We start from the raw sequence: 21,932 nt of genomic DNA on the forward strand, positions 1-21,932 counted from the left end.
TCGCCCGGAGTCGGCTCAGCCGCGCAGCGGCTGCCGGGTGACGACGGCGTCCGGGTCCTTGCTGGTCAGCGCCCCCACGAAGGCGTCGATGCGGGCGTGGATCGTGTGGCTGCTGGTGGGCACGCCGTACCGGGACTCCCAGCGCAACGGGCCGACCTCCACCACGAGGGTGTCGTCGACCTCGGACCGGGTGTGCAGGTAGATCCGTTGCCGGCCTCCGAAGAGCATCGAGCTCTGCGCCACCATCGGCATCCCCTGGTCCACCACCAGCCAGCCGGCCCGCGAGACCCGCTCCTTGAACAGCGCCCGCACCGTCGGCTCGGCCAGCCGGGTGGTCACCACCCGGGGGCTGATGCAGGCCCGGGCCCAGGCGACGTAGGCCGCGAGGCCGCCACCGACGAGGAGCAGCAGGGACACCGCCGCGACCATCGCCACCCTGCATCCCCCCGGATGAATCGTGCCCGGGGGACTCTGTGGCCCCCGACCATTCGGTCCGCCGATCGGGCGGAGTGGTTGAACGTTCTCAGGACCTGGACGAAATCGCCCGGATTGATCACTTTTCGGACAGACCCGCAACTTTCGGCTGAAACCTGTTCATTAACTACACCGATGTGCTGCGACCGGCAGGGCCGTCGTCGCTCAGCCGGGCCCGGTCGCGCCGAGGCAGTCGCGGCACGTCCCGAAGATCGTCAGGTGCCCCAGGTCCGGCTCGAACCCGTGGTCGCGCCGCAACAGCTCGGTGAGCGGGTCCAGGTCACGCGCGGGCAGCTCGCCGACCCGTCCGCAGTCCCGGCACACCAGGTGGGCATGGGTGGGCGCCGTGGTCGAGTGGTACGTCGGCGCGCGGTCCGTCAGGTGGGCGTGCCGTACCAGCCCGAGCTCCTCGAGCAGCTCCAGCGTGCGGTACACCGTCGACAGGTTCACCGCCGGCGACTCCTCCCGCGCGGCGGCCAGCACCTCGTCGGGGGTGGCGTGCCCGAGGCGCTGCACCGCGGCCAGCACCAGCTCGCGCTGCGGCGTCAGCCGGTAACCCTTGGCCCGCAGCTGCGCCTGCCAGTCGTCCGTCGCGGGCACCGCGGGGTGCTCGGGGGACGCGGGCGGCTCGGCTGGCATGCGCCCGAGTCTAGAGCCGTCCGCCCGTCCGGCCCCCGCCGTGCGAGCGCGACACATCTGCGCCAGAACCGGCAGATCACCGGACCTGGGGGCGATTATCGGGCCAAGACGTCGTACATTGTCTCCATGACGATGGGGCTCGTCCATGGCTGAGCGATTCAGCCGCCTGGCGATGCTCACGTCTGCCCTCGGCGCCGCCGTCACGGTGGACGAGGTGGTCCGCACGGCCCTCCACCAGGCGATGAACATCGAGGGCGTCGTGCGCGCCGGGCTCGCGCTCAGCGAGGGCGCCGGCCGCGAGCTCCGGTTCGTCTCCACCGACGACGAGTCCCTGGGCCCGCTGAACGTCCGCTGGTGCACGATCGACGGCTTCGAGGACGTGCCGCTCGCGCGGACCGTCCGGACCGCGGCGCCCGTCTGGCTGGGGACGCTAGCCGACCTCGAGGCGGCCTTTCCTGACCTCGCGCCCCGGCAGCGGATCCTCGGCACCAAGAGCATGGCCTCGGTGCCGCTGATCGTCGAGGGCAGCTGCGTCGGCGGCCTGCTGTTCTCCTACGACCGCGAGGTCGTCCACCTGCCGGAGCACCAGGCGTTCCTCGCGGCGTTCGCGGCCCAGGTGGCGCAGGCGGTCAACCGCGGGCTGGCCTACCAGGTGCAGCACTCCACCTCCGAGCAGCTGCAGCGCAGCCTGATGCCGCACTCCCTGCCCGAGCTGCCCGGGCTCGCGATCGGGTCGCACTTCCAGCCCGGCGGCGTCAACGTCGACGTGGGCGGCGACTGGTACGACGTGCTGGAGCTCGCCGACGGCTCGGTCGTGCTGACCCTCGGCGACGTGATGGGCAAGGGCCTGCAGGCTGCGATCGTGATGAGCGAGATCCGCGCGGCCACCCGGGCCTACGCCGTGCTCGACCCCGACCCGGCCACGGTGCTGGCCCGGCTCAGCGACCTGGTGGGCTACCTGCCGGCCGCCGACCAGGTCGTCACGATGCTCTACGGCCTCATCGAGCCGGACCGGAAGGCAATGAGGCTCGGCATGGCCGGCCACCCGCCGCCGCTGCTGGTCACTCCCGAGGGGCGGCCGACCGTGCTCGACCACGAGGTCGGCCCGGCGCTCGGCCTGGGCTCCGGCTCCTGGCAGGGCCTGCGGGTCCCGATCGAGGACGGCGCCACCGTGCTGTTCTACAGCGACGGCCTCGTCGAGACCCGGCAGCAGGACCTGTTCGACGGCATCGACCGGCTGCGCGACTGGGTCGGGGAGCTGGCCCCGCGCCGCCGCAACCCGCGCGAGCTCTGCGCCCGGCTCAGCCAGCTGATGGGCACCGGCGACGCCGAGGACGACGTGACGATCCTGGCGGTGACCGCGGCCCCCGGCCAGCGGCGCGCCTCCCGCGAGCTCCCGGCCGACCCGAGCGCGGCCGGGCTGGCCCGCCGCTTCGTCACCTCGGTGCTCCAGGACTGGTCGGTCACCGAGGCGGTCGTGGACACCGCGCAGCTGTGCGTCTCCGAGCTGGTCACCAACGCGGTGATCCACTCCGGCACCACGTCGTCGGTGACGGTGCAGGTCGACGACGAGTACGTCATGGTGCTGGTGCAGGACCGGGGCGGTCGCGGCGCCGTACGCCAGCCCGAGGAGCTCCAGCCGGAGAGCATCTCCGGGCGCGGGCTCTCGCTGGTGGACGCGCTGACCTCGGCCTGGAGCGCGGAGCACAGCACCGACGGCACCACGGTCTGGTTCGAGCTGGCTCTCGACCCCGCCGAGGTCGACCCGGAGTCACTGCTCGCGATGTTCTCCTAGCCGGGCCGCACGGCCTGCTGCCGGACGACCGGCGGGGCGGCTACTGCCGGACGAGCCGACCCCACAGGTGCGGCTGCAGCGGCTGGCCGACCGCGGCCATGTCGTAGGCCCAGAGCAGGTCGCCCTCGACCATGCCGTACATCCGGTGCCCGCCGGTGTACTCCTTGGCGGTCTCGGTGCGGGCCACCGCGTCGGTGGTCATCTCCAGGCGCGGGGTGCCGATCTCGGCGGTGCCGTGCCATATCTCGGCGAAGCCGGTGTTGTGCGTCAGCAGCCACTCGAAGCCGCCGTCGGCCTTGCACCGGATGAAGCCGGTCTCGATGGCAGCGTCGCGCACCTTGACGCCCTGCTCGTCGACGATCCAGGCCCGGCTCATGTAGTGGAAGAACGGCCGGCCGTCGTGGGTGAAGATGCACTCCTGGCCGAACTGGAACGCCTCGATCGTGGGGTAGTCACCGTGGCCGTTGCCGCGCCACGTCCCCAGCAGCCACGCGATCGGGGCGCAGTCGGGGTGCAGGTTGTCCGGGATCTCGAACGGCATCAGGACTTGGTGGTGCCGTTGTCGGTGCGGAACAGCCGGTAGAGCACGAGGACCGCGACCCAGCCGCTGAGCAGCACGACGAGGGCCATCAGGGCGATGAACACTGCTTCCATGACAGGCGAGTCTAGTGTGCGGCGTATGGCGGACCGACTGGTGGTGAAGGTGACCTGCGGCACGGACGACCTGGAGCGCTGCAACCAGGCCTTCACGGTCGCCGCCGCCGGGGTCGCGGCGGGGGTGCCGGTCTCGCTCTGGCTGACCGGCGAGGCGGCCTGGTTCGCGGTTCCCGGACGTGCCGAGCAGGTGACGCTGCCGCACGCCACCCCGCTGGCCGACCTGCTGGCGATCCTGCTGGAGGGCGGCCACGTCACCGTGTGCACCCAGTGCGCCGTACGCCGCGAGATCGCCGAGTCCGACGTGCTCCCCGGGCTCCGGGTCGCCGGCGCCGCCACCTTCGTCGAGGAGGTCCTCGCGGACGGCACCCAGGCGCTGGTCTACTAGCGCCGCGCAAACCGCCGAAGCAGGGCAAAGCGGTGAGATCGCTCCCGACGTTAGAGTGACGTCCGGCCACGAACTCGGCGTGGCCGTCGCACCGACGAAGTGAGGCTCTGTGGAACTGCGCGACTACCTGCGCGTCATCCGCCGCCGCTGGCTGCTGATCGTGTCCTGCGTGCTCGTCGTGGTCGGCGTCGCCGCCGCCGTGACGTTCACCGCCACCCCGATCTACCAGTCCACGGCCCGGCTGTTCGTGTCCACGCCGGACCAGCGGGGGGACTCCGCCTACCAGGGCAGCCTGTTCTCCATCCAGCGCGTCGCGTCGTACGCCGAGCTGGCCTCCGACCGGGAGCTCGCCCGCCGGGTGATCAAGGACCTCGGGCTCGACCTCGAGCCGGAGGCGCTGGCCGACAAGGTCACCGCCACCGTGAAGCCCGAGACGGTCATCCTCGAGATCCAGGTGACCGACCCCGACCCGAAGCGGGCCCAGAAGCTGGCCCAGACGCTCGCCGAGGAGGTCGCGGACTACATCGCCGAGATCGAGACGCCGCCGGGCCGCGCCAACGCACCGATCAAGGCGAGCCTGGTCGGCACCGCCACGGTGCCGAACAGCCCGATCTCGCCGCAGCCGGTGCGCAACCTCGGGCTCGGCCTCGTGCTCGGGCTGCTGCTCGGGCTGGGCCTCGCGGTGCTGCGCGAGCTGCTCGACACCAGCGTCAAGGGTCCCGCCGACATCGCCGAGATCACCGAGACCCCGGTCCTCGGCGGCATCCTCTTCGACAGCCAGGCCCCGAAGCGGCCGCTGCTCACCCAGCTGGACAGCCACAGCCCCCGGGTGGAGGCGTTCCGGATCCTGCGGACCAACCTGCAGTTCGTCGACGTGGACCAGGACAAGAAGGTCATCGTCTTCACCAGCTCGGTCCCCGGCGAGGGCAAGACCAGCACCGCGACGAACATCGCGCTGGCGCTGCACACCGCCGGCCAGCGGACGCTGCTGATCGACGCCGACATGCGCCGCCCGCAGCTCGCGAAGCTGTTCGACCTCGAGCCGGCGGTCGGCCTGACCACGGTGCTGCTGGGCCGGATCGACCTCGCCGACGCCATCCAGGTGCACGCCGACTCCGGTCTCGCCGTGCTGGCCAGCGGCAACCTGCCGCCGAACCCGGCCGAGCTGCTGCAGTCCCAGGCGATGAAGGTGCTGCTCGAGGAGGTCCGCGAGGACTACGACGTCGTGGTGCTCGACGCGCCGCCGCTGCTGCCGGTCACCGACGCGGCGATCATCGCCTCCCAGGTCGACGGCGCGGTGATCGTGGTCCGCCAGGGCAAGACCACCCGGGACCAGTTCGGGCACTCCCTCGAGCGTCTCGAGGCCGTCGGCGCCCGCTCGCTCGGCGTCGCGATGAACATGGTCCCCGCGAAGCGCCGGCAGGGCGGTTACAGCTACGGGGGCTACGGGTACGGCGGCTACGGGTACGGCTACGCCCCCGAGGGCCGGCGCCGCAAGAAGAGCTGACGCCGGCCCCCTCCCTCCGGTCAGGAGACGCCGGGCGCCCCGGAAGGTGCCGGCGCGGTGCGCGGCTGCTCACTCGCCGCACCCGGCTCGTCCCCGTCCTGGAGAGCGAGCGCCGCCTTCAGCTTCTCGATCCCCCGCGACGTGTGGCTCTTGACCGTCCCGGCCCCGATGCCGAGCTCGCGCGCGGTCTCCTCGACCGACAGGCCCAGCCAGTGCCGGAGCACGACCACCTTGCGTTGCATGGGGGGAGCTCCTGCAACGCGTCGAAGAGCGCCGACCGCTCCTCCGTGGGCAGCTCCCGCCTCGCGACCGGGTCGTGCCCGTCGAGCCCCGACCGCTCCCGCCGCCAGGGGCGTCGGCTCTCGTCGATGTTGGCCCGCACGATGATCTGCCGGGTGTAGGCCTCCTCACGACCGTCGAGGTGCAGCCGCGGCCAGGCGACGTACAGCTTGACGAGCGCGGTCTGGAGCAGGTCCTCGGCCCGGTGCCAGTCGCCGCACACCGCGTAGGCGATGCGACGCAGGTGGACCTGCCGGGCCGTCACGAACGCGCTGAACTCCTCGTCCCGCGAAGCCAGGCTCATCGCAGACCCTCGCCCGAGGCGTACTTCGCGCGGGCGCCGGACAGGAGCTCCTCGAACGTGGCGCCGACGACGTCGTCGGGATTCGTGGTGATCACGTCGAGCGTCCCGTCGACCACCCGCCACACCACGAAGTAGCTCGCCTCGTCGCCGGCGACCGAGACGACCGCTGCGCCGGTCTTCGCCCCTGGGGAGGCGAACGCGGGGCCGAGCTGCGGGTCGTCGGTGCGGTTGAAGACGCGGGTGCCGGCGGTCGCGACGACCCGGCCCTGGCCATCGAGCTCGAACGTCTCCGGCCAGCCGCTGCCGCCGTTCACACCGACCTGGTCGGCGACGTAGTCGGCGAAGCTCGCCCAGCCGGCGCTCGGGGTCGAGGCGGACCAGGAGTCACCGCCGCGGCCCGCGCGCTTCTCGATCATCACCCACTGCCGATGGCCCTTCCAGGTCAGGTCGAGCGCGTCGGAGCGCTGCGGCGGCTCGAAGCCGTAGGGATTGCGGATCCGCTCGTGGACGGTCACCCCCGGACGCACCTCGAGCTCCCCGTCGACGTAGCGGACGAGCTCGCCGCGGGGCCAGGGCGCCGCGGTGGGGCCGGTGGTGGGGTCCGCGGCTTCCGAGGCGCTCGCGCTGGCCGAGGGAGTGGCCGGACTCGTGCCGCCGGCCACCTGGGCGGAGCCGGTCTCGGTGCTCGGCGCGACGGCGTACCAGCCGGTCGCCAGCACCCCGGCCGCCGCCAGCCCGGCGACCCCGCTCGCCACCCGGCGCCGCCTCAGGGCGCGGCGGCCGGCCGCGACATGAGTGTCGACCGACGGCAACGAAGGACCGTCGCCGAACGACCGATCGAGCTCTTCCTGCAAGGTGTCCATGGCGCGCCTTCCTGTTCCAGCCTGTCCTCGGAATACGCAGTGCGACGTCGATCGGTTGTCAGGCGGCCCCGCGAGCCCCGCGGCGGGTGGAGCACGAGTGCGGAAACGGCACCAGCGGGGAAGAGTGGACCACATGGCCACCCTTCTCACCGTCGGACACGGCGAGGCGACCCAGACCCAGCTCACCGACCTGCTGGCAGGTGCCGGCGTGGGCCTGGTCGTGGATGTCCGGCGCTTCCCCGGCAGCCGGCGCCACCCCCACTTCGCCCGGGCCGAGATGGAGCAGTGGCTTCCCGCGTCGGGCATCGGGTACCGGTGGGAACCGCGTCTGGGCGGACGGCGACGCGTGCCCCGCGACGACGCCGACGCCGACTCCGACCCGTGGTGGCGGGTGGCTGCCTTCCGCGCCTACGCGGCGCACACCCGCACCCCGGAGTTCCGGGCCGCGACCGGTGACCTCCTGGCCGACGTCTCCGGACGCGAGGACCGGGTCGCGATCATGTGCAGCGAGTCGCTGTGGTGGCGGTGTCACCGCCGGCTCATCGCCGACGCCGCGGTGCTGCTCGATCACGTGTCCGTGCGTCACCTGGGGCACGACGGCAAGCTCACCGACCACGTCCCCGCGGCCGGGGCGCGGATCAGCGCCGAAGGGCTGCGCTACGACCTGGCCGACGCCGTACCCTGAGCCCGGCCATGAGGTGCCATCAGGCGAGGGGTGAGACGTGATGACCGAGTCGAGCGGGTCGACCCGAACGCGGCAGCGGTCGGTGCCGCCGTGGGCGCTCCTCCTGGTGGCGCTCCTCGCGCTCGCCCTCGGTGTGGCGATCGGTCGCGCACCGTTCTTCTGGCCCCGTGACCCCGAGGTGGCGGTGGGCGAGGCAACGCTGGCGAACAAGCACAACTGGCTGACGATCGTCCGGTCCGACGACCTCGACGGCGTGGTGGCGTTCGACGCGCGGTCCGTGGCGTGGGTGGACGACGACGGCGTGTACTCCGACGGGTTCGGCGACCAGGAGCCCCCCTGCCTGCGCGTCAACCGGCCGGCGCGCGTGGAGATCTCCTACCTCGACCTGGATTCCGGAGCGGTCGTGACCCAGGTGAGGTGCCTGCCGGCCGCCTGAGCGTCCGCCGGACCTAGCGGCGCTTGACCTGCAGCAGCTCGGCCGCCTCGGCCGGCGTCATCGGGGTGCGCTGCACGATCCGGCCGAGCTCGACCACCCGGCTGACCAGCTGCTCGTTGTGCTCGACCGGCACGCCCTTGGCCAGCGTCAGCACGTCCTCCATGCCGACCCGCAGGTGGCCGCCCTTGCTCAGCGAGGCGAGCGCGACCGGCAGGGTGGAGCGGCCGATGCCGGTGGCCGACCAAGAGGTCACCTCCGCGGGCAGCCCGGCGACGGCGGCCACCAGGGCGTCGGCGGTGCCCGGCATGCCCCCCGGCACCCCCATCACCAGGTCGACGTGCACCCGGCCGCCGTACGGCAGGCCGAACTTGTCCAGCAGCCGGTTCAGCGCGGCGACGTGGCCGAGGTCGAACAGCTCGAACTCGGGCACCACCTCGCGCTCCTGGCTGAGCTGGTAGAGCTCGGTGATGAACGGCCACGGGTTGGAGAAGACGTCGTCGCCGAAGTTCGTGGTGCCCATCGTCAGGCTGCAGGAGTCCGGCTGCGCGTCGAGCACCTTCAGGCGCCGGTCCAGCGGATCGTGGACGCTGCCGCCGGTGGAGAGCTGGACGACGAGGTCTGTCTGCTCGTGCAGCGCCTCCACCGTCGCGGTGAGCCGGCCGAGGTCGAGGGTCGGCTCGTGCCGCTCGTCGCGGATGTGCACGTGGACCATGGCCGCGCCGGCGGCCTGGCAGCGACGCGCCGTCTCGACGAGCTCCTCCAGCGTCGTGGGCAGTTGCGGGCAGTCGGCCTTGCTGGTCTCGGCGCCGGTCGGGGCGACCGTGATCAGCAGCTTGCTCGGGTCCGGGCGGGCGTCGTCCATGGGCGGCATCGTGCCAGACTTCACGCGACCGGTCGAACCCCCTGCTCAGGAAGATTTCCCGATGCGCGCCGTGATCCAGCGAGTTCTTTCCGCCTCCGTCGTTGTTGACGGGACGGTCGTCGGTGCGATCGAGGAGCCGGGCCTGCTGGCCCTGGTCGGCGTGACGCACACCGACGGTCCGGCCGAGGTGGCCTGGATGGCCCGCAAGATCTGGGAGCTGCGGATCCTGCGCGAGGAGAGGTCCGCCTCGGACGTCGGGGCGCCGATCCTCGCGGTCAGCCAGTTCACGTTGTACGCCGACGCCCGCAAGGGCCGCCGCCCGACCTGGAACGCCGCCGCGCCGGGCGCCGTCTCGGAGCCGCTCTTCGAGGCCGTCTGCGGGGAGCTCGAGCGGCTCGGGGCGACCGTCGCGCGCGGCGTCTTCGGTGCCGACATGCGCGTCGAGCTGGTGAACGACGGGCCGGTCACCCTGGTGCTCGACACCCCCTGAGCCTCGCCGCGCCTTCGCCCGGAATGTGACGACCTTGTTGCGATCGTGAGGTCCGGGGCGTCGGACCCCCTCGATCTGGGTAGGGCGGACCCATGCCATCTTTGCGCCCTCGCACAGATCGAGCCCGGCCGGTCGGCGTGCTCTCCCGTCTGGTCATCGCCTCGGTCGTCGCCGGCGTGCTGCTCGCCGGGATCGCGTTGCCCTTCGTCGCGGTCGCCGGCCTCGCGACCCGGTCGATGGCCGAGGGCATGGACCAGCTGCCCGCCGAGCTCACCACCGAGCCGCTGCACCAGCGCACCCGAGTGGTAGACCGCCGCGGCAAGGTGATCGCCCGCTTCTTCGACAAGAACCGCGTCAACGTGCCCCTCTCCGAGGTCGCTCCGGTGATGCGCCAGGCGATCGTCGCCATCGAGGACTACCGGTTCTACGAGCACGGCGCCATCGACCTGCGCGGCACGTTGCGCGCCTTCGTCACCAACCACACCAGCGACGAGGTCCAGGGCGGCTCCACGATCACCCAGCAGATGGTGAAGCTGACCCTGCTGGCCCAGGCCGACACCCCCGAGGAGCAGCGCGCCGCGACCGCGCGCACCTACCACCGCAAGCTCAAGGAGCTGCGCTACGCGATCGCCGTCGAGAAGCAGCACTCCAAGGACTGGATCCTCCAGCGCTACCTGAACCTCGCCTACTTCGGCGACGGGGCCTACGGCATCGAGGCCGCCGCCCAGCACTACTTCTCGACCTCCGCATCGAAGCTGAAGCTGCGGCAGGCGGCGCTGCTGGCCGGCCTGGTGAAGAACCCCAGCGGCTACGACCCGACCAACAACCCGGACCGGGCCCGGCACCGCCGCAACGTGGTCCTGAACCGGATGGCCCAGCTGCAGGTGATCAGTCCCGAGCAGGCCGAGAAGGCGAAGGCCCGCGGCCTCGGCCTCGACGTGCAGCCCGTGCGCAACGGCTGTGTCGGCTCGGTGGCGCCGTTCTTCTGCGACTACGTGCGCGAGACGCTGTTGCGCGACAAGGCGCTCGGCGAGACCCGGGCCGACCGGGAGCAGCTGCTGCTCACCGGCGGCCTGACCGTGCACACCACCCTGGACCGGCGCATGCAGCGGGCCGCCGTACGCTCCGTGCGCGAGCACGTCTTCGCCCGGGACCGGGCGATCGGGGCGCTCGCCATGGTCGTGCCCGGCAGCGGGGCGGTCCGGGCGCTGGCGCAGTCGAGGCCGATGGGCGGCGAGAAGAAGAAGGGCGAGACCTTCCTCAACTACGTGGTGCCGGAGAAGCTCGGCGGCGCCAACGGCTTCCAGGCCGGGTCCACCTTCAAGGCGTTCGTGCTGGCCGCCGCGATCGACCAGGGGATCCCGCTGACCACCGAGATCGTCGCCCCTCCGCAGGTGGCGATCCCGGTCAGCAAGTACCGCGGCTGCAAGGGCCCGCTGCGCAGCGACGCCGTGTGGACGCCGGGCAACTCCACCGGCTCGGGCACCTTCGACCTCTACTCCGGCACCCGCCGGTCGGTGAACACGTTCTTCGCCCGGCTCGAGCTGCGGACCGGGCTGTGCCAGCCCTACCGGCTGGCCAAGCAGATGGGCATCGAGCTCGACGACCCGGCCAACCAGATGGTGCCGGCGTTCACCCTCGGCGTGGTCGACACGAACCCGCTGTCGATGGCCGAGGCCTACGCGACCTTCGCCGCGCGCGGCGTGCACTGCGCGAGCCGGCCGGTCACCCGGGTGGAGACCGGTGACGGCGCGGTGCTGACGAAGTACCCCGAGAAGTGCGACCGGGTGCTGCCGCGCGCGGTCGCCGACGCGGTCAACGACGTCCTCGCCGGGGTGCAGCAGCCGGGCGGCTTCGGCTACGAGGCCGGGGTCAGCCTGCGGCAGCCGTCCGCGGCCAAGACCGGCACCACCAACCAGAGCCGCGCCGTGTGGTTCGTCGGCTACACCCCGAACCTGGCGGCCGCCGCGATGATCGCCGGCGTGGACCGCTCCGGCCACTGGGCCTCGCTCAACGGCAAGGTCGTCGGCGGCGAGCTGATCTCCAGCGCCTCCGGCAGCGGCGACGCCGGGCCGATCTGGGGTGACGCCATGCAGGTGGTCCAGCAGTGGCTGCCCGACCGCCGCTTCCACGAGCCGAACCCGAAGGTGGTCGCCGGCACCCGGGTGACGATGCCCGACGTGGCCGGCCTGTCGGAGGCCGAGGCCCGCAAGCGGCTGCGCAAGCTCGGGCTGTTCGTCGAGGCGACGACCAGTGTCGACTCCGGCCTCTCCGCCGGCACGGTGGCCGGCAGCCTGCCCTCGGCCGGCAGCTCGATCGGCTCCGGGAGCTCCGTGACCCTGCAGATCTCGGACGGTACGCCGTACGTCCCGCCGCCGCCGCCGCCCGAGCCGAAGCCGAAGCCGAAGCCCGACCGGCCCAAGCCGGACAAGCCGACGGCCTCGCCGAAGCCGACACCGAAGCCCTCGCCGAAGCCGACGCCGCCGCCGAAGCCCGGTGGCGACAAGCCCAAGCCGGACAAGCCGAAGCCGCCGCCGGGCCGCTGACCCCAGGGGGCCGGGGGCCGGGCGCGGCGACAGGCGACTGCTGACCTGCGATCGGGGACCGGCGACCGGCGACCGGGGAGTCAGCCGGCGGTGCCGATCCGGACCTCGCTGACCGCCATCGTGTCGCGGCTGCCCGGCGTCGAGTCGAGCACCTCGAGGACGACCGAGCCGGAGGTCGTCACGGGGATCCGGAGCGTCTGCAGGCTCCGGTTCGCCGCGGTCCCGTCCAGCCGCTGCTCCACCGAGCTGCCGTCGTCGAACCTCCAGCGGACGCGGGTGATCCGGTTGTTCTCGGCGTAGCGGTCCACACCGCTGCGCGGGTCGGTCTTGGCGTAGCCGGGGATCAGCCCGACCTCGCCGATCCGGGTGCCCTGCCCGAGGGTGAGCGTGAGCGTCTGCCCGACGCCGGAGCCGTCGCAGCGCCAGGCGGTGGTGGTGTCCTGGTCGACAGCGTTCTGGGGCGGGTAGGCGATCTGGTTGCCGGCCGCGTCGACGCTGGAGTCCGCCTCGCAGGAGGCGGAGGTGCCGGCGACGACGGCTGCCTGGGTGATCCCCGGTAGACGGCCGCCTCCGGCTTCTGCGTCTGCGCCTTCCGGGGCTTGTCCTGCTTCCGTGGCTTGCCGGTCGCCTCGCCGGCCTCGGTGTCGGCCTCGCCGACGTCGCCGATGTCGACGCCGTCGGGCGGGTCCGCCACGTCGGCGCCGCCGACCGAGCTGGAGAACAGCCGTCCGGCGCCGAACGCACCGAGCAGCAGCACCGCGACCAGACCCGCGAGGATCACCGGCACCAGCCACACCGGCCGCTCCCGGTCGGGACGGTCGGCACGTTCGGCACGCCGGCGGCCCCGGACGGGGACGTAGCCGTCGCCCTCGGGGTAGCCCGGGTCGCGCTCGGGGACGGGCTGGGCGGGACCGGCCCCGTCGTCGTCCGGCTCCGCGTCGTGCGCGTCGTGCGTGAGAGAGCCGCCTCGGTCCATGACCACGGTCGGCTCGCTGGCGTCGTCCTCGGCCTCCGCGCCACCGGTGCGCGCGAGGGCGTCGCGGTAGGCCGCCTGATAGGCACGCCGGTAGGTCTCGGCATGCTCGGGCGGCAGGTCCGGCGGGACGTCCGGCGACCCACCCTGGCCGGGGCTCGGGTTGGACACGGTCAGCCAATATACGCAAGCGCACGTGCGGCGGCCCGGCGCACCGCACTCGCCGATCCCGTCAGAGACCGACGGCAGATCCAGGCATGGGCGCTACGCATTCAACACCCGATATCATGTCCTGGGTTCGAAATACGACATTTCGCGGCGAGTGTTGCCCGGGACCGGGCTGTGGAGATACCTTGCCTAGCGCCCCGATTGGCATGTTCTGAGTCTCACGGGGTACTTGGAGCAATACCCTGATGGATCCCCATTCGTCAGGCTCACCATGGATGTGCCGGGGGGCGCACCCTCGAGGGGGCAGTTTGTTGTGTTGCAGGAGCGAAGGGGCGCCCGCGCAAGTGAAGTCACTCCTTCCTCGACGGTCCCGCGGGAGCAGGCTGAGGTCCTGACCACCGTCGCACCCGAGGTCGGTCCGCTCGCGGCGGAGACAGTCGCCCGCCGCAACCCCGAACCGTGGTGGCTGCGCTCTGGTGTGCGCCCGTATCTCTTCGCTGCCGACCTGCTGGCCTTCGGCCTCGCCGGCCTTCTCGCGCCACGAACCGACCCGGCCCTGTCACTGGTATGGGCCGTGAGCCTGATCGCCTTCGCTGTCGCCGGTCTCTACCGGTCCCGGCTGACGTTCTCGCTGCTGGACGACATCCCCGCGCTCTTCACGGGGATCGCGGTCGGGTTCACCGCGCGGCTCTCCATCCCTGCCGTCTTCGACCGCGTGGAACCGGCGCGCTCACTCATCGCCCACGCGCTGGTACTGCTCGTCTGCGTCTCGGCATTCCGCTCAGCCGCCTACTTCGCGGTCCGGCTGTCTCGGCGCCAAGGCAGGATCCAGCACCAGACGGTCATCCTCGGCGCGGGCGCCCTCGGCGCCCACCTGGCGCGGATCCTCATCGACCATCCCAAGTACGGACTCGCTCCTGTCGGCTTCATCGACTCGAATCCGTCGCCGCGGCTCCGTCCCCTGCTCCCCGTTCCTGTGCTCGGGCCTTATGAGCAGCTGGACTCGCTGATTCGGGAGCACTCGGTGCGCGACGTCATCGTCGCCTTCGGTGAGAAACGAGAGTCCGAGCTGGTGGACCTGCTCCGCACCTGCGACCGGCTGCATGTCCAGGTGTTCATCGTGCCGAGGCTTTACGAGCTGCACAACGTCAGCCGCGGCACCGACGACGTGCGAGGAATCCCGCTCGTTCGTACCCGGGAACCGGCGTTCCGACGCCCCCGTTGGCGGACGAAGCGGCTGTTCGATCTCGTGGTGGCCGCCTCAGCGCTCCTGGTGCTCTCACCCGTGCTCGCGCTCTGCGCCCTGGCGGTTCGCCGTGAAGGTGGACCAGGCGTCATCTTCCGGCAGGAGCGGGTCGGCCTGGACGGGCGACCTTTCGACCTGCTCAAGTTCCGCTCGCTGAGCCCCGTCAACGAGCAGGAGTCCCAGACCCAGTGGAACATCCAGAACGACCACCGACTGGGCCCCGTCGGGCGCTTCCTGCGGAGGACCTCCCTGGACGAGCTTCCGCAGCTGTGGAACATCGTCAAGGGCGACATGAGCCTGGTGGGCCCTCGACCGGAGCGACCTTTCTTCGTGGCCCAGTTCGCGGATCGGATCCCTCGTTACGTCGCCCGGCACCGCGTGCCGGCAGGTTTGACCGGCTGGGCCCAGGCACACGGACTGCGTGGTGACACCTCCATCGAGGAACGTGCCCGCTTCGACAACTACTACATCGAGAACTGGTCGCTGTGGCTCGATGTCAAGATCCTGGTCCGGACCGTGGGACAGGTCCTCAGACGAGAGGGCGGCTGACCCCTCGGTTGGTCCGACCATGGACTTTACCTAGCGGCCGCTCAACTCGGCTCGACCGACGACCGACTCTCCCTGTGAAGGACGCGTTGCCATGAGGTGACGCCTGGCCGACTCGACACGCAGCTGTGCGTCGAGTCGCCGCCTTCGTGACCTTGGGAGGGGTCATCGAATGTCTGGTGCAGATCGACTCGTTCCGGCACGCCCGAAGCATCGCGCTCCAAGGCGTCTGACGCCGGACGGGCAGCGGGACCTGACCCGGCGTTCGGTCCTCGGCGGTGCGGTCGCCGGCGCCGGCCTCGTGCTGCCGGCCCTGGCCCCCGCTGCCTTCGGAGGACAGCGCAAGCCCTCGGGCAAGACGCCCAGCCTCGCAGTGATGCCAGCGTCCCAGGCGGACTCGGTGGTCAACATGGTGGGCGTCAACACCCACGTCAACTGGCGAACGACTGTCTATGCCCAGGACCAGCGGGTGATGGACCTGGTCCGCGATCTCGGAGTGCGGCACGTCAGGGATCGCATCACCAAGCTGGCGGCCACCCGCGCCGCGTTCTCGGAACTGGCGAAGTCGGGTGTCAAGGTGCAGGGCGTCTGTGGTGCGCTGGGTGATCCCCAGTCCATGAGCGAGGTCATGTCGGAGGTCGTCGCCGGCTACAGCGACCCTTTCTCGGTCTTCTCCGGCTTCGAGGGCCTCAACGAGCCGAACAACGACGCGGTGCCCTGGGTGGACGAGACCCGGGCCAAGCTGCGGGACCTCCGCATCGAGCGAGACCTCCGTGGCCTCAACCGCATCCCGGTCATCGGGCCGGCGCTGGCTCGGGTGAACGGAGGCGGGGTCGAGGGCGACACGACCGAGGGCCAGTCGACTGCCCTCGGCGACCTGACCGACGTGCTGGACCTCGGCAACGTGCACGTGTACCCCCGGGTGCAGACACCGAGTGCGGACATCGATCGCTTCGTCGCCTACCAGCGGCTCGTGTGCGGGAACAAGCCGATCGTGTGCAGCGAAGGCGGCTACTTCACCGCCATGGACTACGTGGGTGGCGCTTGGCCGACTCCGGTGGACGTCGTGGGCACGTACCTCCCCCGGATGGTGATGGAGCACTGGCTGCGCGGCACGACGCGCTTCTTCGCCTATGAGCTGATGGACCGGTACGACGCCACGAACTCCGACAGGCTTTCCAGCTTCGGGCTCGTCGGTGTTCCGTCCGAGGACCCGGCCGCCCCGTGGACCAAGAAGCCCGGCTACCGGGCGCTGAAGAACTTGTTGTCGATCATGGCGGACCCTGGGGGGTCTCACAAGGTCGCCGGCATCCCGATGACAGTGACCGGAGGGACGGATCTGCGAAAGGGCCTCTTCGCCAAGCGGGACGGCTCTCGTTACCTCGCGGTGTGGCGAGACGTCTCCTGCTACGACGCGCTCAACCGGACGCTCACCCCGGTCCAGGCGACGACAGCCACCCTCACGTTCGACACCCGCCGCACCGTGTCCGTGTACAGCCCCACTGTGTCGGCCACCCCGGTCGCGAGCTACGCCGCAGCCACGAGCGTCAAGCTCTCCGTCGGCGGCGAGCTTCTCATCGCGCGGATCGGGTGATCACGAGGGCTGCGGACTCGTCCGACGGTGTCGCTCTGCTCCACTCCCTTTCGTGGCGTAGGCAATCAGCAGGCCCACGATGAAGCCCAGGAAGGCCCCCAGTCCCGCGTCCCAGACCGGGCGCGGCTGGATCGGCTGCTCCGGAGGCTGGGCCAGCTGGAGCGGTTGTCCGCCCGAGGAGTCGCTGGGCGTCGACGCCAGGAAGACCTGACCCTCGAGGTCGGTCGCGCGCGTCGTGAGCGCGGCAAGCGTCGTCCGTGCGCCGATCTTGGCGTCAGCAGGGACCCCGCGGAGGCTCTTCTGGATGCTGGTGATCTGGCCACGCAGCTCGACAAGCTGCTGCTCCATGAGGTCCTGGGCGGCGGTCACCTGCTCCGCGCGGTAGTCGAGGTAGCTCTGGGCGAAGGCGTTCGCGACAGCCGCCGCCTGCTCGCCCGTCGGCATCTGGCTCGTGACGATGAGAACGCTGGTTCCGTCGGAGGGGATCACAGTCGTGGCGTCGACCAGGTCCTGTCCCTGAGCGTCGAAGTTGACCGAGTCGACGACCTTCGCCACGATGCGGTCCGACAGCACCACTTCCGCCTGCGTGGCGACCTGCTCCGCGTCCAACGACGCCTCTGGGACCGATGAAGGTCCTGGCACTGCGAGCACCTTGGCGTCGGCTTCGTAGAGGCGCTGCTGGGTTTGCGAGAAAGCCAGCCCCGCACCCAGTCCGAGCACGGAGCAGACGATCAGGACGAGCCACCTGCGCCGTAGAACGGCGAGGTGGTCACCAACCGTGACGAGATCTTGGTCCATGGTCTTCCGGAACGAAGTAGCAGGTACGAGGGACGGGGGCGCACATCGGACCTGCGCCGCCCTAGACTACTGGTCGATGCAGTCCCACGGCGCGAGGGGCGGGGCCCGACCCCGATCCGCGCCGCGGTGGCGCGGCAGAAGCGAAAGGGAGACGAGTGCGGCTCTTCCTTCCGGTCCTCTTCGCTGCGCTTCCCCTCCAGTGGTTCGTCGTGCCGGTCCCAGGGATCGGCGGCCAGAGGCTCCACATCCTCGTGATGGTGCTCTTCGCGGCGCTCATGCTGGTCCGCACCCGGTCACGTGCCTTCCTGCCGCTGCTCGGGGTGGCCCGGCCGTTCTTGGTGGCCATGTCTTTCCTGGCCGCCGTGTGGTTCGCCACGAACATCTACAACGGGACCTCACCACGGCCCGCCGTGGAGGAAGCCGTTCAGCTGGTGGTCTTCGTGACCTTGGGAACGGCGGTCTTCCAGGCCGCGCGCGACCTCGCCGGCGGGGCGGGGCTCGCACTGCGGTGGTGCGGCCCGATCTGCAACCTGAGCCTGGTCACGGCACTGTTCGCGTCCATGAAGATCAATGCCGTCAACCCCCTGTCGGTGCTCGGCGAGACGATCCGCAGCGGCGATCCGAACGTCCTGCAGCGAGAGCTGTACAAGTCCAGCTTCGTGGGGTTCGGCCTCGACGACGCGGTGGTGCGATCACAGCTTCGTCATGAGGTGTTCGGCGCGGTGCTGGTGGCGACCGCGGTGTCCTTCGCCGCCGTACGGCTGTGCCCGTTGCGGTCCCGGTCGGCAGCCATCCTGTTCTGGGCCTCCGCTTCGCTCACCGCGGTCATGTTGCTCTTCTCGCTCAGTCGTTCAGTGCTGATCGCCGCTCTCCTGTGGCCGACGCTGGTGGCCGCCCGAGCAATCCAGTCCGGCCGCCTCACGCCGGGCCTGGTCGCCTCCGCCGCGGGTGCGGTTCTCGGGGTGATGGCCCTGGCAGCGTCCGGTTTCCTCAGCGTGCTTTGGATCCGGTTCACCCAGGACACCTCCTCCTACCAGAGCCGGGAGGGCCTGCTGAAGGCTGCCTTCCGCAACATCCGTTCGCACTGGGTCACCGGAGGGGTCAACACCATCGGAGAGAGCTCGCACAACTTCGTCCTCGACTCATGGCTGCGCAGTGGGGTGTTCGCCGCGCTCGCTGCGGTCACCGTGCTCGTGCTCCTGGTCGGGCTGTTCCTGGGGACGGTCGGGCGCCTGAACCTCGAGCCCGAGTGGATGGTCCCGGTGATGGCGCTGCTGGCGCTGGTGCTGGTGCGCATGTTCACTGCCGGCGGCGGGGCGTTTCCCCCGGTCGAGTGGGTCGCACTGGCGGTGGTCGCCGGGTTCATGACGTTCCGCGTCCACGGCCCTCTGCCAGCCGTTCCGGAGCTCGCAGCCGACCATCGCCAGCCTGAGTCCCGGGCGGTGTCCTGATGCGCATCCTGCTGGCTCACAGCCAGCACTCGGCGCGCGGTGGCGCAGACAAGGTGATGGAGCAGGAGCAGGAGCTTCTCCGCGAGGCCGGACACGAGGCAAGGCAGTACGTCGCAGCCGACGCAGGATCCACCGGACAACCCGCGTGGCGACAGGCGGCTGATGCAGTGTGGAACAACGCTGCCTACCGGGCCTTGCGCCAAGAGATCCGGAGCTTCCGGCCGGACGTCCTGCACGTCCACACCCCGTTCCCGGTGCTCTCCCCTGCTGCGTTCCGGGCCGCCTCTGCGGAGGGGATCCCCGCTGTCACCACGGTGCACAGCTATCGGTACTCGTGCATCGCAGGGACCCTGCGGCGTGACGGCCGGATCTGCGAAGACTGCGTCGGGTCCCAGTGGAAGACCAGCGGCCTGCGCCACGGCTGCTACCACGGTCGGGCGGCCAGCGCGGCGATGACCACGTCGCTGGTGCTGCACCACCGCTCGGGAACGTTCAAGAACGACGTGAGCCGGTTCCTGACCCTGACCGAGTTCGCACGGGCGGTGCTGGTCCGGGACGGCATCCCTGCCGATCGTGTCGTCGTGAAGCCGAACTTCGTCGAGGACCCCGGCCACCCGGTCGACTACGCCCGTCGCGATCCGATCGCGCTCTTCGCGGGACGCCTCGTGCCGGAGAAGGGCATCACGACCTTGCTCGAGGCGTGGCGGGGGGCTCGCGGATCTGGTGCGCGACTGGTCATCGTCGGTGACGGCCCGCTGCGAGAGGTTGTCGAGAGGGCCGCCGGCGATGACCCCAGCATCGACTTCAGGGGGTGGCAGACGCCCGAGGAGGTCGGAGCGCTGCAGGCCCGTTCGCGTCTGACCGTGGTCTGCTCGGAGTGGTACGAAGGGCAGCCGCTGGTGCTGCTCGACGCGCTCGCACACGGAACTCCGCTGGTCGTGAGCGACCTCGACAACCTCAGCAGCTCGGTGCTGGCAGCAGGCGCAGGGCTCAGCTTCCGGACCGGCGACCCGGGCTCTCTGGGCGAGGCGCTCAGCGCCGTCCTCGGCGATCCCGGGCACGCTGCTGCGATGGGGTCCCGAGCGCGTGACCTCTACCTGCGTGCACACACACCCTCCGCGATCCTGGCCGACCTCGAACGGATCTATGGCGAGGTCATCGCGGAGTCACACCCATGAGGGTCCTGCACGTCGTCGAGATCACCCACGGCGGAGTGCTCACCCTCGTTCGCACGTTCGCCGAGCTCCAGCAGCGAGCCGGGATCGACGTCCACCTGCTCGTTCCGCCGGGGGTGGACGGGCTCACGGGGACCGTCCACCACTGGCGTCCTGTCCGGAACCAGCCCTGGAGCATGGTGCGCGCGCGGGGGACCTCCGCCATCTCGTGAGCGCCTTGCAGCCGGACGTGGTGCATCTGCACTCCTTCTTCCCAGGTGTGCTGGGGCGGATGAGGTCGCTTCCCGGCGATCCGCGGGTGGTCTACCAACCGCACAGCTGGGCCTTCGACGCGGTCTCCAACGAAGCCCTTGCCCGAGCCGTCGCCCGTTGGGAGCGACACGCGGCCACCGGCACCGACGTCACGGTCACCAACTGCCAGGAGGAGCTCGCCGAGGCCCGCACCCGACGGGTCGACGGCAACGCGATGGTCATCGGACTCCCGGTCGACGTCGACTTCTTCCGGCCCGGAGACCCGTCCGCGGCCCGGGCCGCCCTCGGCATCGATGCCGCCCGGGTGATCACCTGCGTAGGCCGGCTGAGTCGCCAGAAGAACCAGGAGCAGCTGGCAGCTGCGTGGGAGGCCGCCCCGATCCCGGACACCGTCCTGGCACTGGTCGGCCCCGGGAGCCAGGACGCCGTGCGGGCAGCAGCCCCGACGACGGCAGATCGGAGCCTGCGGCTCGTCGGTCCGACCGACGACGTACGCACGTGGCTCCAGGCCAGCGACATCGCCGTGCTTCCCTCGCTGTACGAGGGGCAGTCGGTGAGCATGGCCGAGGCCCTGTCGTGCGGGGTCCCCGTCGTGATGACGCAGGTGAACGGCGCGTCGGAGATGGTGGCACCCGTTGGAGAGGCACCGGCGGGCGCCGTCGTGCCGGTGGGCGCCATGCGGGAGCTGCTCGCGGAGTGCGCCACCCGGCTCGCTGACCCACCCCGGATGGCAGCGGAGGGCGTGGCCGCTCGCCGGCGCGCCGTGACGCACTTCCGGGCCGAGACAGTGATGGCACGGCTGCTCGAGGCGTACACCCCTCATCCCGACCCCGTCCTCCAGCGAGAGAGCCAGCGCCCATGAGCCAACCAGTACCGACCTTCGTCGTGGGTGGCGCGGCCCGCGCCGGCAGCACCGCCGTCATCGAGTCGCTGCGTCGGCACCCGGACATCTTTCTCACCTCGCCGAAGGAACCGCACTACCTGGCGCTCGGCGGCACGACCCCCGCCTTCACCGGCCCCGACGATGCCGCCACCATCAACAGGTTGGCCGTGACGGACGAGGCTTCCTACCTCTCACTGTTCGCGGAGGGCGAGAACCACACGGCGATCGGTGAGGGCTCGGTGTCGACGCTCTACTACCACGACGTCGCCGGTCCAAGGCTCCACGCCCTCAACCCTGAGGCGCGCATCGTGCTCGTGCTGCGCGAGCCGGTGGCTCGTGCCTTCTCGAGCTTCCAGTACCTCAGCAACCGGGGCACCGAGCCGGAGTCGGACTTCCTCACCGCGGTCGACCGAGAGACCACCCGGATCCAGGCCGGCTGGCACCACCTGTGGCACTACACGTCGATGAGCCGGTACGCCGACAGCGTGCGGCACCTGCGTGGTCTGTTCGGCCCGGACCAGGTCGGTGTCTGGTGGTACGACGACCTCTCCGGCGACCCGGTGCGCACGCTGACCGAGATCCAGGCCTTCGTCGGGGTGACGCCTTTACCGCCCGACCAGATCGCCAGCGAGCGCGTCAACGCGTCGGGCAGTCCCCGTAGCGCCCTCCTGCAGTCGACGCTGCAGCTCGTCAGCCGCACCCCCGCCCTGCGCACGGCCGGCAAGGCCCTCGTTCCCTTCGCAGTCCGCGAGAGGATTCGCCGGGGCAACCTGGTGGTCAACGAAGTGACACCGCAGGTCCGGCAGCGGCTCGCACCTCTCTTCGCCGACGACCTGCGCAGTCTTCAGCGGGAGCTCGGCAGGCCGGTGCCACCAGAGTGGCTCAGCGGCTCGTCAGGCTGAACAGTGCCCGGGCTCCCCATCC

Annotated in this window: 22 protein-coding genes and 1 pseudogene; 14 read left to right on the forward strand and 9 right to left on the reverse strand. The window is 71.0% G+C overall.

Annotation, left to right across the window (positions count from 1 at the left end):
* Window positions 1–15: 15 nt before the first annotated feature.
* Together H9L09_RS06440 and H9L09_RS06445 are read right to left on the reverse strand one after the other, a co-directional pair.
* A complete protein-coding gene (locus H9L09_RS06440; RefSeq protein ID WP_187579856.1) occupies window positions 16–435 on the reverse strand; it encodes a hypothetical protein in 420 nt (139 codons plus the stop codon).
* Window positions 436–639: 204 nt separating this feature from the next.
* Window positions 640–1,113 carry a Fur family transcriptional regulator gene (locus tag H9L09_RS06445; protein WP_187579857.1) on the reverse strand — a complete coding sequence of 158 codons (474 nt, stop codon included), beginning with the start codon at window positions 1,111–1,113 and terminating at the stop codon, window positions 640–642.
* Between the two features lie 145 nt (window positions 1,114–1,258).
* Between H9L09_RS06445 and H9L09_RS06450 the strand changes: the two genes are divergently transcribed.
* Window positions 1,259–2,908 (forward strand): ATP-binding SpoIIE family protein phosphatase, encoded by a 1,650-nt coding sequence (locus H9L09_RS06450; RefSeq protein ID WP_187579858.1) that lies wholly within the window; start codon window positions 1,259–1,261, stop codon window positions 2,906–2,908.
* A 40-nt stretch (window positions 2,909–2,948) separates the two neighbouring features.
* On the opposite strand, the gene H9L09_RS06455 is transcribed toward H9L09_RS06450, so the two are convergent.
* Window positions 2,949–3,449: a heme-binding beta-barrel domain-containing protein gene (locus tag H9L09_RS06455; protein WP_187579859.1), complete on the reverse strand. Its 501-nt coding sequence runs from the start codon at window positions 3,447–3,449 to the stop codon at window positions 2,949–2,951.
* Between the two features lie 138 nt (window positions 3,450–3,587).
* Here H9L09_RS06455 and H9L09_RS06460 point away from each other — a divergent pair, with 138 nt between their 5' ends.
* Both H9L09_RS06460 and H9L09_RS06465 read left to right on the forward strand, forming a co-directional pair.
* Window positions 3,588–3,950 (forward strand): DsrE family protein, encoded by a 363-nt coding sequence (locus H9L09_RS06460; RefSeq protein ID WP_187579860.1) that lies wholly within the window; start codon window positions 3,588–3,590, stop codon window positions 3,948–3,950.
* A 109-nt stretch (window positions 3,951–4,059) separates the two neighbouring features.
* Window positions 4,060–5,457 (forward strand): tyrosine-protein kinase domain-containing protein, encoded by a 1,398-nt coding sequence (locus tag H9L09_RS06465; protein WP_187579861.1) that lies wholly within the window; start codon window positions 4,060–4,062, stop codon window positions 5,455–5,457.
* Window positions 5,458–5,477: 20 nt separating this feature from the next.
* Here H9L09_RS06465 and H9L09_RS21940 read toward each other — a convergent pair whose 3' ends face one another.
* The 3 genes and pseudogenes from H9L09_RS21940 to H9L09_RS06475 form a co-directional block, all read right to left on the reverse strand.
* Window positions 5,478–5,699, reverse strand: a complete 222-nt coding sequence (locus H9L09_RS21940) for a sigma factor-like helix-turn-helix DNA-binding protein (protein WP_246456323.1) — start codon at window positions 5,697–5,699, stop codon at window positions 5,478–5,480.
* A 161-nt stretch (window positions 5,700–5,860) separates the two neighbouring features.
* Window positions 5,861–6,040 (reverse strand): annotated as a pseudogene (locus H9L09_RS21945) (sigma factor); the annotation flags it as partial.
* Window positions 6,037–6,903, reverse strand: a complete 867-nt coding sequence (locus H9L09_RS06475; protein WP_187579862.1) for a hypothetical protein — start codon at window positions 6,901–6,903, stop codon at window positions 6,037–6,039. The gene H9L09_RS06475 and the pseudogene H9L09_RS21945, both read right to left, overlap by 4 nt.
* Window positions 6,904–7,036: 133 nt before the next feature.
* Between H9L09_RS06475 and H9L09_RS06480 the strand changes: the two genes are divergently transcribed.
* Window positions 7,037–7,588, forward strand: coding sequence for a DUF488 domain-containing protein (locus H9L09_RS06480; protein WP_187579863.1), 552 nt, complete (start codon window positions 7,037–7,039; stop codon window positions 7,586–7,588).
* A 40-nt stretch (window positions 7,589–7,628) separates the two neighbouring features.
* Window positions 7,629–8,024 carry a hypothetical protein gene (locus H9L09_RS06485; protein WP_187579864.1) on the forward strand — a complete coding sequence of 132 codons (396 nt, stop codon included), beginning with the start codon at window positions 7,629–7,631 and terminating at the stop codon, window positions 8,022–8,024.
* A gap of 13 nt (window positions 8,025–8,037) precedes the next feature.
* Here H9L09_RS06485 and H9L09_RS06490 read toward each other — a convergent pair whose 3' ends face one another.
* Window positions 8,038–8,886, reverse strand: coding sequence for a beta-keto acid cleavage family enzyme (locus H9L09_RS06490; protein WP_187579865.1), 849 nt, complete (start codon window positions 8,884–8,886; stop codon window positions 8,038–8,040).
* Between the two features lie 61 nt (window positions 8,887–8,947).
* Between H9L09_RS06490 and dtd the strand changes: the two genes are divergently transcribed.
* Window positions 8,948–9,376 carry a D-aminoacyl-tRNA deacylase gene (gene dtd, locus H9L09_RS06495; protein ID WP_187579866.1) on the forward strand — a complete coding sequence of 143 codons (429 nt, stop codon included), beginning with the start codon at window positions 8,948–8,950 and terminating at the stop codon, window positions 9,374–9,376.
* Between the two features lie 137 nt (window positions 9,377–9,513).
* A complete protein-coding gene (locus tag H9L09_RS06500) occupies window positions 9,514–11,922 on the forward strand; it encodes a transglycosylase domain-containing protein (RefSeq protein WP_246456324.1) in 2,409 nt (802 codons plus the stop codon).
* A gap of 80 nt (window positions 11,923–12,002) precedes the next feature.
* Here the strand turns inward: H9L09_RS06500 and H9L09_RS06510 are convergent, their stop codons facing one another.
* Window positions 12,003–13,115: a discoidin domain-containing protein gene (locus H9L09_RS06510; protein ID WP_425491715.1), complete on the reverse strand. Its 1,113-nt coding sequence runs from the start codon at window positions 13,113–13,115 to the stop codon at window positions 12,003–12,005.
* A 522-nt stretch (window positions 13,116–13,637) separates the two neighbouring features.
* On the opposite strand from H9L09_RS06510, the gene H9L09_RS06515 reads away from it, so the two are divergent.
* A complete protein-coding gene (locus tag H9L09_RS06515; protein WP_223164231.1) occupies window positions 13,638–14,858 on the forward strand; it encodes a sugar transferase in 1,221 nt (406 codons plus the stop codon).
* 373 nt (window positions 14,859–15,231) lie between these two features.
* Window positions 15,232–16,449 (forward strand): hypothetical protein, encoded by a 1,218-nt coding sequence (locus H9L09_RS06520; protein WP_187579870.1) that lies wholly within the window; start codon window positions 15,232–15,234, stop codon window positions 16,447–16,449.
* Here the strand turns inward: H9L09_RS06520 and H9L09_RS06525 are convergent, their stop codons facing one another.
* A complete protein-coding gene (locus tag H9L09_RS06525; protein ID WP_187579871.1) occupies window positions 16,450–17,247 on the reverse strand; it encodes a Wzz/FepE/Etk N-terminal domain-containing protein in 798 nt (265 codons plus the stop codon).
* A 209-nt stretch (window positions 17,248–17,456) separates the two neighbouring features.
* Here H9L09_RS06525 and H9L09_RS06530 point away from each other — a divergent pair, with 209 nt between their 5' ends.
* From H9L09_RS06530 to H9L09_RS06545, 5 genes are read left to right on the forward strand one after another with little or no spacing between them, the layout of a single operon-like run.
* Window positions 17,457–18,698 (forward strand): hypothetical protein, encoded by a 1,242-nt coding sequence (locus H9L09_RS06530; RefSeq protein ID WP_187579872.1) that lies wholly within the window; start codon window positions 17,457–17,459, stop codon window positions 18,696–18,698.
* The gene (locus tag H9L09_RS06535; protein WP_187579873.1) at window positions 18,698–19,876 is read left to right on the forward strand and encodes a glycosyltransferase family 4 protein; all 1,179 of its coding nucleotides are present in this window, start codon (window positions 18,698–18,700) and stop codon (window positions 19,874–19,876) included. The genes H9L09_RS06530 and H9L09_RS06535 overlap by 1 nt, the downstream gene beginning before the upstream one ends.
* Window positions 19,873–20,085: a hypothetical protein gene (locus H9L09_RS22630; RefSeq protein ID WP_343065241.1), complete on the forward strand. Its 213-nt coding sequence runs from the start codon at window positions 19,873–19,875 to the stop codon at window positions 20,083–20,085. Before H9L09_RS06535 ends, H9L09_RS22630 begins: the two co-directional genes overlap by 4 nt.
* Window positions 20,019–20,987 (forward strand): glycosyltransferase, encoded by a 969-nt coding sequence (locus H9L09_RS06540; RefSeq protein WP_343065230.1) that lies wholly within the window; start codon window positions 20,019–20,021, stop codon window positions 20,985–20,987. The genes H9L09_RS22630 and H9L09_RS06540 overlap by 67 nt, the downstream gene beginning before the upstream one ends.
* Window positions 20,984–21,910: a sulfotransferase family protein gene (locus tag H9L09_RS06545; protein ID WP_187579875.1), complete on the forward strand. Its 927-nt coding sequence runs from the start codon at window positions 20,984–20,986 to the stop codon at window positions 21,908–21,910. Before H9L09_RS06540 ends, H9L09_RS06545 begins: the two co-directional genes overlap by 4 nt.
* Window positions 21,911–21,932: the final 22 nt, after the last annotated feature.

The organism is Nocardioides mesophilus, from assembly GCF_014395785.1.
Classification (GTDB): domain Bacteria; phylum Actinomycetota; class Actinomycetes; order Propionibacteriales; family Nocardioidaceae; genus Nocardioides_B; species Nocardioides_B mesophilus.